We start from the raw sequence: 13806 nt of genomic DNA, 5'->3' as shown, positions 1-13806 counted from the left end.
GCTCCTGGCGGGACTCGGAATGGCGGAATCAGGTGTGAGGCGGGCGGAATTTATCCCGACGAAGTTGGGAGACCGCCTGGTCCGGCCAAATCATGCGTTCACGCCGTGGCACTTCTTATATTTTTTGCCCGAACCGCAGGGGCAGGGATCGTTGCGGCCGATCTTGGCGCCGGCGCGCACCGGCTTGGGCGCTTCGGCCTGCGCCGGGCCCGCCTGGTACTGCAGATCCTTCTGCTGGCGCTGCTGGCGGCGCTCGAGTTCCCGGGCCACAGCCGGAAGATGCGAGGGCTCGCCCGCGCGAGCGCTGGCGGCCGCGGCAGCGGTCTCCGCACGGCCTGCGGCGGGGGCTGCCGGCGGGGGCGGGGGCGGGGGCGCCTGCTCGCCCTGCTGCACCTGCACGTGGAAGAGATAGCGCACGGTCTCGTTGTCCACGCGAGTCATCATCTCTTCGAAGAGCGTGAAGGCCTCTTTTTTGAACTCGACGAGGGGATCCTTCTGCCCGTAGCCGCGCAGGCCGATGCCTTCTTTGAGGTGGTCGAGCGAGAGCAGGTGGTCTTTCCACTGCGTATCCACGACATCGAGGATAATGCGGCGCTCGAGCCAGCGCAGGATCTCCGGACCGAACTGCTTTTCCTTCTCTTCGTAGCGCTGGACCACGGCGGCGGCCAGCGCTTCGGCCAGTTGGTCATGGTTCATCACGGCGGGGTCGGCGCCGCCGGCCTTGGCGTCGACGCCGAACTGGGCGTGCACTTCGGCGAGGAACTGCGCGGCATTCCACTGGTCGGGATGCTGCTCGCGCGGGCAGTAGATGTCCGCCAGCTCGCGGGCGACGTCTTCGGCGATGCTCAGGACGTAGTCGCGCTGGTCCTTGCCTTCGAGCGCGGAGCGGCGGATGGCGTAGATGGTCTCGCGCTGCTTGTTCATTACGTCGTCGTATTCCAGAAGGTGTTTGCGGGCGTCGAAATTCTGCGCTTCCACGGATTTCTGGGCGTTCTCGATGCGCCGGGAGATGAGCCTGGATTCGATGGGCACGCCTTCGGTCATGCCCAAGCGGAACATCAGCTGCTTCACGCGCTCGCCGCCGAAGATGCGCATGAGGTCGTCTTCGAGGGAGAGGAAGAAGCGCGAGGAGCCGGGGTCGCCCTGGCGGCCGGCGCGGCCGCGCAACTGGTTGTCGATGCGCCGGGCCTCGTGGCGCTCGGTGCCCAGGATATGCAGTCCGCCGAGGGCCACGACTTCGTCGTGCTCGGCCTTGCACTGCAGCGCAAACTGGTCGTAGACCGGCTTCCACTGGTCCTGCGGCACCTGAAAGATTTTGCCCTCGTGCTGGAAGAGCACCATGGGGACCGCGGGCTGCGCCTCGCCGCCCTCGGCGCCGTCCGCAGGGATGACCGCGGGGGCCTTGGCGTAAGGCATGGCCAGCTTGTTCTTGAGGAAATGCTCGCGGGTCATCTGCTCGGGGTTGCCGCCGAGGAGGATGTCCGTGCCGCGCCCGGCCATGTTGGTGGAGACGGTGACGGCGCCCTTGCGGCCGGCCTGGGCGACGACCTTGGCTTCGCGCTCGTGCTGCTTGGCGTTCAGCACCTGGTGCGGGATGCCGGACTTCTTCAGCAGCTCGGCGATGGCTTCGGATTTCTCGATGGAGATGGAGCCGACGAGGACGGGCTGGCCGCGCTCGTGGTACTGGCGAATCCCGTGGGCGTAGGTGTCGTCCTCCTGCATCACGCCGTTCACCACGGCTTCGAATTTTTCTTTCTGGGTACGGTAGACGACGTCGGAGTACTCCGTGCGGATGAGCGTGCGGTTCGTCGGAATCGCCACCACATCGAGATTGTAGATTTTGCCGAACTCCGCGGCTTCGGTCTCCGCGGTGCCGGTCATGCCGGAGAGTTTCTTGTACATGCGGAAATAGTTCTGGAAGGTGACGGTGGCGAGAGTCTGGGTTTCGCGCTCGATCTTCACGCCCTCTTTGGCTTCGATGGCCTGGTGCAGGCCGTCGGACCAGCGCCGGCCGGGCATCTGCCGTCCGGTGAACTCGTCCACGATGACGACCTCGCCGTCCTTGACGACATAGTCGACGTCGCTCTTGTAGAGGGTGTGCGCGCGGAGGCCCTGGTAGACGTGGTGGATGGTCTCCATGTGCGCCGGGTCGTAGAGGTTGCCAAGGCTGAGCAGCTTCTCGCACTTGCTCACGCCCTCTTCGGTGAGCGTGGCGGTGCGGTGCTTCTCGTCGATGGTGTAGTCGATCTCCTGGATGAGCCTGGGAATAATCTTGTCAATCTTGTAGTACTTGTCGGTGGACTCTTCCGAGGGGCCGGAGATGATCAGCGGGGTGCGGGCCTCGTCAATGAGGATGGAGTCCACTTCGTCGACGATGGAGAAGTGGTGGCCGCGCTGCACGCAGTCGCCCAGGTCATATTTCATGTTGTCGCGCAGGTAGTCGAAGCCGAACTCGTTGTTGGTGCCGTAGGTGATGTCGGCGCCATAAGCGGCGCGGCGCTCGGTGTCGTCCAGGTCGTGGACGATGATGCCTACGGAAAGCCCCAGGGCGCGGTAGAGCGGGCTCATCCACTCGGCGTCGCGCCGCGCCAGGTAGTCGTTCACGGTGACGATGTGCACGCCGCGCCCGGTCAGGGCATTGAGCACCGCGGGCAGGGTGGCTACGAGCGTCTTGCCTTCGCCCGTCTTCATCTCCGCGATCTTGCCCTCATGCAGGACGATGCCGCCGATGAGCTGCACGTCGAAATGGCGCATGTTCAGGAAACGGCGCCCGGCCTCGCGCACCAGGGCGAAGGCCGGCACGATCGCCGGCTCCAGGGCCTTCTGCAGCAGCTCGCGATAGGCGGGCTCCGCGGCATCGGCGTCCGCGAGCTGCGCCTGCACCTGCTGGCGCAGCTCCGCAAAGCGCGTCCGCAGACCGGCGCCGTCCAGCGCCTGCACTTCCGCTTCGCGCGCATTGATCGCCGCGACCAGCGGCTGGATGCGTTTCACGTCGCGCTCGTGCTTGGTACCGATAAACCGCGCGACTACCCTGTCGAGTATCTGTGCAACTTCCATGAATTCGCTTCGCCGTTTCCCGCCGGTGATTTTCGAGGGCCCGCCGCGCGTCCCGGCCGCCGGCCGAGGGGACGCGCCCGCTCGCACTGCCGCGCGCACCCGCTACGTCCGGCGAGACACGCGTAAACTATTATTCTAACTGGTTGCCAGTACTTGCGCCAAGAAATGCCGCAGGGTGGGAATGCCGGCGGTTGCCAGATCCGGGCGGGTCCGGGGCGCAAGAGTGGCTGGGCCCCGGGATTAGGGGTGACTGACGGCCACCTGGCCGCGGCGGTGGCTGCGGTTGCCGACATTGGCGGCCAGCGGCGTGCTCCCGGACTCCAGCAGCAGCTTGCGCAAGCGCAGGCGCTCCTCGAGATCAATCTCTACGAATTCAAAGGCCAGGGTTTGCGGACGCGCCCCGCGCACCACCGCCTGGGCCTTGATGGAACGCACGCCGCTGGAGAACTTCAGGGCCAGGAGGGTGCCGGGAGCAAGGTGGCGCTCACTGGTACCCAGGCCTCCGCCGAGGTTCAGTTCAGCAACGGCAATCTTGAAATTTTCGCGCAGGTTGGTGGTGAGCGCGGCCAGGCTGCGCGACAGGCGCAGGCGCGCGTAGCGCCGCTGGCGGATAACCGTGGAGCCGGGCTCCGGGTCAATGGGCTCGAAGGTCAGGTCCTTGCGCTCCAGGCCGCCGCCGGCCAGGCGTTGCATGGCGATGACCGGATCGATGCGCAGGAGGGCCTGCGCCGCGGCGATGCGCAGTTCCATGGCATGCACCCAGCGCCACACCTGGCGCGAATCGAGGATCTGCAACAGCGGCGCGCTGGCGGCCTGCGCGCGCAAACGCCCCAGGGCCTCGATGGCCTTCAGCCGCACGTAGCCGGGGGTGCCCTCCGCTGCGACCAGTTCCAGCAGTTTGGGGATGCACTCCGCACGCCCCGTCATGCCCATTTCGTCCAGGGCCGAGGGCTGGATCAGCGGGTCCAGCGCGTCGAACAGCGCAACCAACTGGTGCGCCCGGTGCTCCGCCGGCGCCGCCGACAATTGCCGCACGACGCGGTCGTGAGCCGTGCGCGGCCACTGCGCCAGGCGCACCGGCAGCACTTTTCCCACGGCCTCCGGCTCCAGCTGGCTGAGCAGGCCCACGGTTTCCACTGCTTCCACGGCCGGCGCAGTTTTCAGCGATTCCAGCAGGTTGTACGCGCTCGTCTCGCCCAGCCCGCGCACGATCTCCGCCAACAGTTCGCAGTCCTCCCGGAATCCGCTGCGGCCGAAGCGGCTGGTGACGTAGCGCAGGGCCGCCTGCGGCATCTGGCATAGAATCTCGAGCAGTCCATCAGGGAGCCGCCCGTCGCGCAGCGCCTCTTCGACGAACTCCGGCAGGCGCTCTTCGGAGCCGATGCGCGGGCGCAGGCTCTGCAGCGTGCCCGGCCGCTGCGCCTCCACGACTTCCAGCGAGGCCAGAGCCTGCTGCATGGCCGGATAGCAGCGTTTGCCCGCCGCCTCCTGGCTCAGGCGCACAAACGCCGCGCTGATCATGGTCTGCAGGTCCGGTTCGCGCTCCACTGCCAGCTGGAGGCCCAGCCGCCGGATCGCTTCGATCAGCGCGCTGCCGTCGCCGCTGCCGTAGAGTGCGGCGAGCTCGGAGAGGCCGATGGCCGTGGTGCGCCGCGCCTCGGGCGCCGGCAGGGCGATGCACGCGCAATACTTCAGCAGGATTTCGTTGACCGTCTTGAGTTCGCCGCGCTTGACCACCTCCTCGAGGAAGGCGCGCACGTTGCGCGGCGGCACGCACCAGGCTTCGTCCGAAGCCAGCACCTCGCGCTTGTTCTCTTCCGGCACCTGCTCCCAGAACTCCTGGTCCAGCAACTCGGTATAGCTCTGCACCTGCAGGCCCGCGCCGGCCATCACCTCTTCGTGCTGTCCCAGGATCTTGCGCAGCCCGGTGATCTCCTGGTTCATGCGGTCGAGCATCTGCTTCACGGCATTGACGCGCAGCTCCCCACGCTCGTAGCTGTCCAGCGCGAAGCGGATGGCGATGTGCTCCGCCAGGCGCAGCAACATGGGTTTATCCGGTTTGTCGGTGGGCGCCTGGGCTGCCAACCCGGCCAGGGCCTGCTGCAGGGTGACCTGCGCGCGCACGGGCATGGCCGAGAGCCGCGATTGGAAATTGGGCAGATCCGCCTTGGCATCGGGGTCTTTGTGGCTGCGGCCCAACTGCGCAAACAGGGAGAGCATGGAGCGCACATCATCCTCGGCCACCGAAAACCCGCCGGGGCCACCCGGGAGTGCCGCAGGACCCCCAGCAGCGGCCGGACTTCCGCGCAGCAACGCGCTCGCCGCCAGCCATTTTCCGTGTCGGCGCACGTCGCCACCGCTGGAACCCGCTCCGGCACCTCCGCCAGGGCCACCGGAAGCAATGCCCGACCCGCTACCGCCGGGGCCTGCGCCAACGCCGGTGCCGGAACCTCCAGGACCCGCTCCTGTACCCCCTGCGCCGAATCCGGAGCCTGTCCCGGAACTTAGGCCAGAGCCTGTTCCCACTCCTTCCCCGCCGCCCGGCTGGCCGGACCCGCCTGCGCCGCTGCCACCTCCGCCTTGACCGGCATCCCAGAGGTTTCCGGATCCGCCGCCGCCCCAACCAGCGCCGCCGGTTCCGCCGCCTCCGCCCGGCCCACTGGCCGCTCCGGAGCCCGGTGCGCGCGAGCCTTCCGCCGCCAGGAGAAGTTGCAACATTTTCTGGGGGTCTTCCAGGAAATCCTTGAACTTATCGCCGGCCGCGCCCAGAACCTTGGCCGTGAGCTGGGCCGCCGCCGTCACCCCGGGGGTCGAAGCGTCTTCGGCCACGAAGCGGATCTCGTTCAGGCGAATGCTGGTATCGCCGGCCAGGGTCGCCTTCAGTTGTTCGGCCAGGGCCTGGGGCTTGGAGTGGCCCGTGGGAAAGGCGCGCACGAAGCGCGCGAACTGCGCCTGGGTCACGCTGGGAGCGAAGTGGATGCTGGCGATGCCGGCGGAGGAGAGAAGCTGGGCAAAGCTGCGTTCGGCGGCTGCTCCGCCGAGGGGCTCGCCGTCGATCAGGATCTGGTTACCGGAGGAGCCCAGCAGGATGCCGCTGCCGCCGCTTTCCTGCAGCGCGGTGTGCAGTTCCCGCCAGGTGGTGTCAAATTGCGCGGTGGTGCGCGCATGGCCGAACTCATAGAGCCGTGCGAATTTCAGGAGGATGTTCAGGCTGCGCACAAAGCTGCGCGCCGTCGCTCGTGTGTCAGCGCTCATGAGTCGAGCCGATCCAGGCCCTACTGCTACCCTCCACTTACAGTAGGCGCGCGCAAGAAATGAAACAAGCCCCGGCTCGCACACCTGTGGCGTTTAGGATAACCGAAACCGCCGGGCCCCTCCCTGGCAGGCTGCCTTCCACAACCCGCCTCGGCAGAGGCTCCCCGGGAGATCAACCCCCTACCTAGTTGCGACTTGCGCGCCTCAGGCATAAACTGAGGGCCATGGGTAGCAGTCCTTCCTGGCAGGGATGGCCGCCCAGCGCGGCCGTTTCGTGTGGCCAGTTCGTGCAGCGTTTGTAGGCGTGACCGCGAAGCGGTCAACTACGAGCGTGACCGCGAAGCGGTCAACTCATTGCTCATTACGGATTTCCGGCCTGGGATAGCGCGCCGGATTCCAAACCATTCTTGGGAAGCACAATGCCCGATCAGCCATCACCGGAACGCTTTAAGGTCGAGATGCCGCAGATTCCCGGGCTGGATAAACCCGCGGCGGCGGCGCGCCCTGCCGGGTTCTTCGCCAGCCTGAGCCCCACGGTGCGGCTGGCCAGCGGCATCGGTTTCGTGCTGCTCGCCGGGCTGCTGTTTGCGCTGGTATTCCTGCGCCCGAAGCGCGTCGAGCACGTGCAGGCCGAACCCGCACCGCAGATCGTGGTGCCGGCCCCCGCCGATACGCCGCCGCCCCCGGTGGCCACCGAGGCCCAGCCGGTGATCGCCACAGTGGGCGAAATGGCCCAACCGTGGTCGTCGAAAGCCTTCTTCTTTTACAACCGCGTCACGGGCGCCAATGTGCCGGCGCTGCTGGTGCGCCTCCCGGGTGGCTCGGCGTCCTCCGCCAGCTCCTACTGGGGCTTTTCGCTGGAGGTGCCCCTGGGCCGCTGCCAGCTCGAATACCTCACCGATATGCACAAGCTGGCGACGGATTACGGCTTCCGCGCCAAGCACCCCATGGTGGGCGATCCCTGCAGCCGTACGGTCTTCGACCCCCTGCGCCTGATGAGCCGCCCCGGCAACGTCTGGGTACGCGGGGCTATCGTGCAGGGCTCCGACCTGCGCCCGCCGCTGGCCGTCGAAATCAAAATCCAAGGGAAAGAAATCTCCGCAGTGAGCATGGAACAGCTTTAGATTCCCTCTTAATATTCGGAATTCTTTTATTTCTTTTGATTGTCCTTGCTTTTCGTCTCACCTTTGCGACTTACCTTCCTTCTACCAACGGGGCTTGAACGTGGATGAAGGGATTTGAGCCAGAATGAAGTCTATGAATAACCGTATATCATTTCTGAAAAATATACATTTACCGCATATAGCTAACCATGAACATATCTAAAATACAGGAAACACAGCTCTTATATTTTAGTGATATTGGCTAAGTGTTTGCAGTACTTCTAGTCCAGGGCAGTCCGTATATCCAGCACTGGGGGTAGTGGTGCTGGAATAACAGCCAACACTTTACGACTGAACGTTAGTCTTAGCGTTTCGAAAACCTCATCGAGGAGTGCGTAAACATGCGAAATACAGTTCTTGCAAAGTGGTTCGTCCTAGGATTGGCGGTTGTTTTCCTGTTGGTTCTGCCAGCTTACGCCGCCCTGACAGGAGATCTTCAGGGCACGATCTTTGACCCCAAGGGGCTGGCGGTATCCCAAGCGACGGTCACGATCAAAAATGCGGCGACCGGCGCTACACGGACGGTCATCACGAATGACTCGGGAGAATTCTCAACACAGCAGTTGGACGTTGGAAGTTATGGGGTACGTATTGAAAAGCAAGGTTTCCGGGTATTGGAGACCACAGTGGTCATCCGCAGCGGCGAAGTGATTCGCCTCAATCTCTCGCTAGAAGTCGGAGCAGTGAGCGAGGTAGTCACGGTCGAAGGGGGTGCGGCAACTCTCTTGGACGTTGCGAGCTCGCAAATAAGTACCTCGCTGGATGCCAAGACCGTTCTCGATCTCCCCAACCTGGGCCGGGATCCTGTGGCGTATGCGACTTTGGCGCCAGGGGTTGCGCCGGTGAGCAAGGACAACCCGTTCCTCGGATCGGGCAGTTTCAACGCCAACGGCCAACGAGGCCGCGGGAACAACATCACCGTGGACAACATCACCGCGACGGACATATCGACGACGGGATCTTCCGGCACGGGCACGTTCAGCCTCGATGCCGTGCAAGAGTTTAAGCTGATCACGAATAACTTCTCGGCAGAGTTCGGACGGAACGGCGGCGCCCAGGTGCAGATCATCACGAAGGGGGGCACCAACGAATTCCACGGGACGGCGTACTGGTTCCATCAGAACTCGGCATTCAATGCGCGCGACTTCTTTGATCAGTATACGCTGGAACATCCGACGGGCCAGGTGACTCCCTTCATCCAGAATCAATGGGGCTTCACGGCGGGTGGCCCAATCGTCAAGAACCATTTGTTCGCCTTCGGGCACTATGAAGGCATAAAGAACCGGGGCGCCGGCTCCAGCAGCGCTGCCAGCGTGCTGACTCCTACGGAGCAGGCTGCCATCACTGATCCGACTTCGCAGGCTCTGTTCACGGCTTTAGGCGCGCCGACATCCAGCTCTGGGAGTCTAAACGCTGCGGCTCCGAATGCGGGCAATCAGTACGCGTGGTCGGTGCGAATTGATCAGACGTTCCGCAACGGCAAGGACATGATAACGTCCAGGTACGGGACAAACCCCATTAGCTCCGTAAGTCCCGGTCTCACGTTCATCTTCACGAACTTGCCGAACTATGGGGCAAATGTCACGTCCACGGACCGTGCGTTCAACTTCGGGCACACGCACATTTTTTCCTCGGCGGTGATCAATCAATTTCGCTTTGCGTTTGGCCGGAGCAACCCGAACTTCGTGCCGTTCACGACTCTCTCGGCACCCTATGCACCGCAGACCACAATTTCTGGGTTTGATGGGATGGGCATTTGGGCCGGCATACCTCAAGGACGCGTCCAGAACACGTTCCAGTACAGCGACTCCGTCTCCGTGTCCAAAGGAAGCCACGGGCTGAAGTTTGGTATGGACATTCTCCGTTACCAGGCAAATAGCGTTTTTGACTCAAACCTTCGCGGCACGATCACGTTTGCGAACCTGGCGGATTTCCAGAATGGCATCCCGAACGCGTATACCCAACGCTTTGGAACTTCCATCCGTGGGAACCGCGCCACGGACGTTTATCTGTTCGCGCAGGACGACTATCGGGTGACGAGCACGTTCACGCTGAACCTGGGAATTCGTTTCGAGTCGGCCGGCGGCGTATCCGAAGTGAACAACATCCTCGCAAACCTGGATCGGAACAATTTCTCGCCCATCGGCGGCGGTGGCACTGGCCCCCTCGGCAGCATAGACCTCGGCGGCAGTGCCTTCGCGCGGAACAACAACTGGGCCCCGCGACTGGGCGCAGCCTGGAACCCAAATCGCGGGAGATTCGTGGTTCGAGGCGGGTATGGATGGGCGTATGACTACATCTTCCTGAACCCGATCACAAACCTGCGGTTCTCCTCGCCGTTTATGCCTTCGATCAGCCTGAACGGAGCGGCGATAACCGGGAGCAACTCCTACGCCAATCTAATGGCGGGCACGGCGCAAGCGCAGACGGATGCCATGGCGGCAGTCGGCTCCTTCCTGGCGACGCAGCAGAACTTCGGGGCGATTGCGCCGGTGGATCAGAACTTGAAGAACCCGCGCACGGCGCAATGGAATGCCGGCGTGGAAGTGCGGCTCTTCAAGGACTACGTGGTCAAGGCAAGTTACGTCGCGACGCAATCGAAGTTCCTGCAGGCCTCGATTCCGATCAACCTTATTCCCCAGGAACTCCGTCCCGCACCGGCAACCAGCCTTGCGGACGAGGACACCCGCCGCACACAGTTCACCACGGCGTTCGCCAAGGAGAATGGTCAGGCGGCGCTTTTGAGTCCGCTTAACATTCGCCTCGATCATCGGTTTAACGCGGTGACGCAGGTGCAGAGCATCGGGACGTCGACCTATCACGGGTTGCAGTTGGAGGTGCTGAAGCAGCTCAGTCATGGGCTCAGCTTCGACGCTTCCTACACCTATGGCCACGCGATTGACGACATCTCCGACGTGCTGGGTGTGCTGGTGAACGACTCGGCGAACTTCCAGGATCCGCGCAATCCGGCGTCAAACCGGGCAAGTTCTCAGTTCGACATCCGCCAGCGATTTGTGATCAGTCATGTGTGGGAAATTCCGTGGACGAAGCGGTTCCACGGAATTGCGGGCAAAGCGCTCGACGGCTGGGCAATCAATGGAATCTTTACAATTCAGTCGGGATTCCCGACCTCGATCTTCAGCGGGACTCGCCGCGGAGTCTCAGACGTTTCCTTGTTGGGTGGAGGAACAGTGCGGGCGAACGGCGATCCAACGCAGTTCACACCAGTGCCGTTCGGGAGCGCCGCAGCCGCGAATATTCCCGGTAACCCAGACAATCCGGGCATAGCTGTTTTAGGCGGCCCGGGAACTCTGTGCGGACGCCAGATTGGCATCGAGCCCCAGCCTGCCCCACCTGCCCCAGCAACGAACATCGGTTGCGGCAATGCCAGCGGGTTCGGGTTGACACAGCCACTGCTCGGGAATTTCGGGACGAGCCCGCGCAACTCGCTCCGGCTCGACAACCTAGTCAACTTCGACACGGGAATCCTCAAGAACACGCGGGTGACCGAGAAGGTGAACTTGCAATTCCGGTGGGAGATGTACAACGTCTTCAACCACGCGAACTTCTCGGGTTTCCAGAACACGTTGACCTCGGCCTTCTTCGGAACCTACACAACCACAGCGACGGATCAACGGAAGATGCAGGCTTCGTTGAAGGTCATCTTCTAGGATCCACGGTCTACTCTTGCTGGGTTAGACTAGCGGCGCCGCTCAGAGCGGCGCCGCTAGTGCTTTTAGGGCTTTGTGCGGGTGCACAAGACTAGGACAACTGTTCCCGCAAACGGCCGAGGGGTTGGCGGGGATTCTATGCGTGACCGCGAAGCGGTCAACTGCATGTGTGACCGCGAAGCGGTCAACGTGCCGCATCGCTTCCGCTTGACAGCCCGCCCTCATCCGGATAATCGTTCTCTCCGCCATGACAAAACCTGTGTCGAACTCGCGCTTTTCCCGACGTCAATTCCTGCAGGCTGGCGCCTCCGCTTCGGCGCTATCGCTGCTGCCGGCGGGCGCGGCGGCCAACGCCGAGGCTGCCGCCTCCGGCTCGGATCTTCCCGCAGCGTTCTCCGGGCTGAAGCCGCTGGGGGAGCGCGTGCGGCCGATTACCCCGGAAGAGTTCCGCGGACGGCTGGAGCATGCGCAACAGCTCATGAGCGAGCTGCGCCCGCGTTTCGACGCGCTGTTCGTCACGCCGGGCACTTCGCTCTACTACTTCACGGGCATCCGCTGGGGCCTCAGCGAGCGGCTCCTGGCGCTGGTCCTGCCACGCAGCGGCGACCCCTTCTTCGTCTGCCCGGCATTCGAAGAGGGCCGCCTGCGCGAGCAACTGCGCTTCCCCGCTGACATCCGCGTCTGGTCCGAGGACAAGAGCCCCGCGCAGCTGATCGCCGCCACGCTGGCCGAGAAGGGCTTCGGCGGGGGCCGCATGGGCGTGGAAGAGACTACGCGCTTCACCTTCTTCGATCATTTGCGCCACGCCGCGCCGCATTTCGACTATTCCTCCGCCGACCCGGTGACCATCGGCTGCCGGGCCCGCAAATCGGAGCACGAGCTGGAGCTGATGCGCCTGGCCTGCGCCGCCACCTGTGACGTCTTCCGCGCGGTCTTCGCCTCGCTGCGCGAGGGCATGGCGCAGGAGGAGATCGAGGGACTGATCGAAGGCGGCTTCGCGAAGATGAAGCTGCGCGGGGGCGCGCTGGTGCTGCTGGGCGCTTCGGCGGCGCTGCCGCACGGCTCGCTGAAGCCGCAGAAGCTGCGCGCGGGCGATGTGGTCCTGATCGACGGAGGCACGACCGTGGAGGACTATGCGTCCGACGTGACGCGCACCGGCGTCCTGGGCAAGCCTGCGGAGAAGGTGCTCCGGGCGTTCACCGCGGTGCGCGAGGCCCAGGACGCCGCGCTGCGCGCGGCGCGCGCCGGGCGGCTTTCCGGCTCGGTGGACGACGCTGCGCGCGCCGTCATCCTCAGCGCCGGCTACACGCCCGGCTACAAGTTCTTCACGCACCGCCTGGGCCACGGCATCGGCCTGGACGGCCACGAGCATCCCTACCTGGTGCGCGGCAGCAAGACCGTTCTCGAGCCGGGGATGACCTTTTCAAATGAGCCGGGGATCTACGCGCCGGGCGAATACGGGGTGCGCTGCGAGGACGACATGGTGATTACCGCCAGCGGCCCCGCGCAGCTCCTCACCCCGGGTTTCGCCGTCTCCTTGGAAAAGCCGCTGGGCTGAGGTGGGTGTAGCCGCGGCAGGAAGAAAAATCCCGCCCTGTGAAGAGGGCGGCTACGGCTGTAGGCGTGACCGCGAAGCGGCCAACTCAGGCGCACAGGCGCGCGCAGAACTCCACTACCCGAGCCTCGGCCCAGAAGCGCCCGGGGCCGGGGCGTTTCGTGATGAATCCGCAATGCCCGCCATGCTCGGGGGCCTCAAAGGTAATCGCGGGATTGTTGCTTACGCCGGCCTCCAGGAACGGGGCGTAGGGCACGAAGGGATCGTCCTGGGCGGTGAGGAGCAGCGTGGGCACGCGGATCTGCGCCACCACGCGGCGGGCGCTGGAGTGCGTGTAGTAGTCCTGGGCATCGCGGTAGCGGAACTGCGGGGCGGTAATCTTGTCGTCGAATTCGCGCACCGTACGGATCGCCCCGAAGCCATTGCGCGGATAGCGCGCGGGAAACAGCGCGGCCTTGCGCGCGTAGCGCGCCAGCAGACCGCGCAGGAAATGGCGCTGGTAGAAATAATTTTCGCGCTTCTCGAGGGCGTCGGCGCAGGCCGCCAGGTCCAGGGCCGGGCAGACCGCGCAGACCCCGCGCAGCGCCCCGGGCGCGCCATCGCCCAGCTCCCCGGCCATTTTCAACACCAGGTTGCCGCCCATGGAATAGCCCGCGAAGCAGATTGCGGGCAGGGCGTCGCGCGCGATCAGCTCCTCGAGCATCGCGCGGTAATCCCCGCTCAGTCCGGAGTTGTAGAGCGTCGGCGTCAGGCGTTCCGTACCGCCGCAGTTGCGCTGGTTCAGGCGCAGCACGTGAAAGCCCCGCTGGAAGGCCTTCTCCGCAATGCCCAGCATGTAAAAGGACTCGCTGGAACCCTCCAGGCCATGCACCAGCACCAGCGCGGGGGCCGCCCCCCGCTCGCCCGGCTGCCAGTGGCAGCGCCCCAGGATCTGGGTCTCCTCCGCCACGCGGAACAGGCGGTCCTCCGCGGCGGGCAGCAGGAAGCGCCGCCGCCAGAAGGCCGCGGCGACGGTCATCAAGTGGGCGTTGCGCAACAGGGGATGCGCTTGGAACGGCGGCAGCATGCAGGAAAACTCTACGTTACGCGCGGGCCCGCCGCAAGC

General features: G+C 64.5%; 6 protein-coding genes. 3 read left to right on the top strand and 3 right to left on the bottom strand.

Annotated elements, in window-relative coordinates; translation table 11 throughout:
* Window positions 1–90 precede the first annotated feature (90 nt).
* Together secA and LAN61_15915 are read right to left on the bottom strand one after the other, a co-directional pair.
* Window positions 91–3057 (bottom strand): preprotein translocase subunit SecA, encoded by a 2967-nt coding sequence (gene secA, locus LAN61_15920; protein ID MBZ5542003.1) that lies wholly within the window; start codon window positions 3055–3057, stop codon window positions 91–93.
* Between the two features lie 240 nt (window positions 3058–3297).
* Window positions 3298–6312 carry a HEAT repeat domain-containing protein gene (locus LAN61_15915; protein ID MBZ5542002.1) on the bottom strand — a complete coding sequence of 1005 codons (3015 nt, stop codon included), beginning with the start codon at window positions 6310–6312 and terminating at the stop codon, window positions 3298–3300.
* 419 nt (window positions 6313–6731) lie between these two features.
* On the opposite strand from LAN61_15915, the gene LAN61_15910 reads away from it, so the two are divergent.
* The 3 genes from LAN61_15910 (at window position 6732) to LAN61_15900 (ending at window position 12704) form a co-directional block, all read left to right on the top strand.
* The gene (locus LAN61_15910; protein ID MBZ5542001.1) at window positions 6732–7436 is read left to right on the top strand and encodes a hypothetical protein; all 705 of its coding nucleotides are present in this window, start codon (window positions 6732–6734) and stop codon (window positions 7434–7436) included.
* A 380-nt stretch (window positions 7437–7816) separates the two neighbouring features.
* Window positions 7817–11146: a carboxypeptidase regulatory-like domain-containing protein gene (locus tag LAN61_15905; protein ID MBZ5542000.1), complete on the top strand. Its 3330-nt coding sequence runs from the start codon at window positions 7817–7819 to the stop codon at window positions 11144–11146.
* Window positions 11147–11393: 247 nt separating this feature from the next.
* Window positions 11394–12704 carry a Xaa-Pro peptidase family protein gene (locus LAN61_15900; protein MBZ5541999.1) on the top strand — a complete coding sequence of 437 codons (1311 nt, stop codon included), beginning with the start codon at window positions 11394–11396 and terminating at the stop codon, window positions 12702–12704.
* An 85-nt stretch (window positions 12705–12789) separates the two neighbouring features.
* Here LAN61_15900 and LAN61_15895 read toward each other — a convergent pair whose 3' ends face one another.
* Window positions 12790–13767, bottom strand: a complete 978-nt coding sequence (locus tag LAN61_15895) for an alpha/beta fold hydrolase (protein MBZ5541998.1) — start codon at window positions 13765–13767, stop codon at window positions 12790–12792.
* Window positions 13768–13806: the final 39 nt, after the last annotated feature.

The organism is Terriglobia bacterium (genome assembly GCA_020072785.1).
Lineage (GTDB): Bacteria > Acidobacteriota > Terriglobia > Acidiferrales > UBA7541 > Acidiferrum.
Note: the sequence above shows the minus strand (reverse complement) of the source record. Positions and strands in the feature narration are given on the sequence as shown.

Excerpts from the sequence above, each read along its gene's own strand:
- secA (MBZ5542003.1), bottom strand. The coding sequence starts at position 3,057 with ATGGAAGTTGCACAGATACTCGACAGGGTAGTCGCGCGGTTTATCGGT.
- LAN61_15915 (MBZ5542002.1), bottom strand. The coding sequence starts at position 6,312 with ATGAGCGCTGACACACGAGCGACGGCGCGCAGCTTTGTGCGCAGCCTG.
- LAN61_15910 (MBZ5542001.1), top strand. The coding sequence starts at position 6,732 with ATGCCCGATCAGCCATCACCGGAACGCTTTAAGGTCGAGATGCCGCAG.
- LAN61_15905 (MBZ5542000.1), top strand. The coding sequence starts at position 7,817 with ATGCGAAATACAGTTCTTGCAAAGTGGTTCGTCCTAGGATTGGCGGTT.
- LAN61_15900 (MBZ5541999.1), top strand. The coding sequence starts at position 11,394 with ATGACAAAACCTGTGTCGAACTCGCGCTTTTCCCGACGTCAATTCCTG.
- LAN61_15895 (MBZ5541998.1), bottom strand. The coding sequence starts at position 13,767 with ATGCTGCCGCCGTTCCAAGCGCATCCCCTGTTGCGCAACGCCCACTTG.